The 1,315-nt window shown below is 64.4% G+C and carries 1 protein-coding gene; it reads left to right on the top strand.

What is annotated here, in order from left to right:
- Positions 1 to 1,315, top strand: a 1,315-nt coding sequence (locus AB8E48_RS08895; RefSeq protein WP_368886471.1) for a bifunctional phosphopantothenoylcysteine decarboxylase/phosphopantothenate synthase, incomplete at both ends; no start/stop codon positions are given.

Here is a 1,315-nt window from a genome sequence, read left to right as displayed (position 1 = left end):
GTGATCGCCATGCCCACCCCGAACGCGACGAAGTTCGTGGGTGTTCCCACTCTGGAGGCGTTGAGCGGCAACCCGGTGTCGACGGACGTGTTTGATCGTGTGCCGGAGGTGAACCATGTGCGTCAGGCTGAGCAGGCTGACGCTGTGGTGATTGCCCCGGCGACTGCTGACCTGCTGGCTCGTTTGGCGGCTGGTCGTGCCGATGATTTGCTGTCCTCTACCGTGTTGACCACGCACGCCCCGGTGATTTTGGCGCCCGCGATGCACACTCAGATGTGGGAGCATCCGGCGACTCAGGCGAATGTGCAGACTCTGCGTTCGTGGGGTTATCACGTGATTGAGCCTGCGATTGGGCGTTTGACGGGCCCGGATTCCGGTCCGGGTCGCATGCCTGAGCCGGAGGATATTTTCGCGGTCGCGCTCGATGTGATTGAGCGCTTCCCGAAGGATCAGGTGCACCCGGTGTACACGCCCGGTTACGCACCGACTGAGCCCCTGTACACGGGTACCGAGCAGGAGCGTCTGGCGGCGGCGCGGCAGGCAACGCTGACCTCGGCGCTGCTGGGTCAGGCTGAACCCAGCCAGGACGCTCAGAACTCCGAGGCTGCGGGCGTGTGCCCGGCGGCTACTTCCGGTCCTCTGGCCGGCCGCCTCGTGGTCATTACCGCTGGCGGTACCCGTGAGGCGCTGGACCCGGTCCGCTTCCTCGGCAACCGCTCGACCGGTAAGCAGGGTGTGGCGCTCGCGGAGGCGGCACGTGACCTGGGCGCGACCGTGCACCTGATTGGTGCGAACCTTGAGGTTCCCGCGCCGGAGGGTGTGCAGGTGACCCGCGTGGTCAGCGCCCTGGAGCTGCGTGAGACGACCCTTGAGGCGAGCGCGGCGGCGGATGTGCTGATTATGTCTGCGGCGGTGGCTGATTTTAGGCCCGCCGAGTTTGCCGAGTTCAAGATTAAGAAGAGCGCCGATTCTGAGGATGCGCCGGTGATTCAGCTGGTGCGTAACCCGGATATTCTGCGTGAGGTTGTGGTGCGCCGCCAGCAGGCTCGTGAGGCGGGGGATAACGTCCTCGGCCCGAAGCTCATTGTTGGTTTTGCGGCGGAGACCGGCTCGGCGGAGAAGACCCCGCTGGAGCTGGGTCGTGAGAAGCTGCAGCGTAAGGGCACGGATTTCTTGGCGGTCAATACGGTGGGTGTGAATCGTGGTTTCGGCACGGACGATAACACGATTACGCTGCTGTCGACTCTGGTTGATGAGGCGCCGGTGTTCTCCGGTTCGAAGAAGGAGCTGTCGGTGCGCCTGCTGGAGCATGTGG

Source organism: Rothia mucilaginosa, from assembly GCF_964211445.1.
GTDB classification, from domain to species: domain Bacteria; phylum Actinomycetota; class Actinomycetes; order Actinomycetales; family Micrococcaceae; genus Rothia; species Rothia mucilaginosa_E.
Note: the sequence above shows the minus strand (reverse complement) of the source record. Positions and strands in the feature narration are given on the sequence as shown.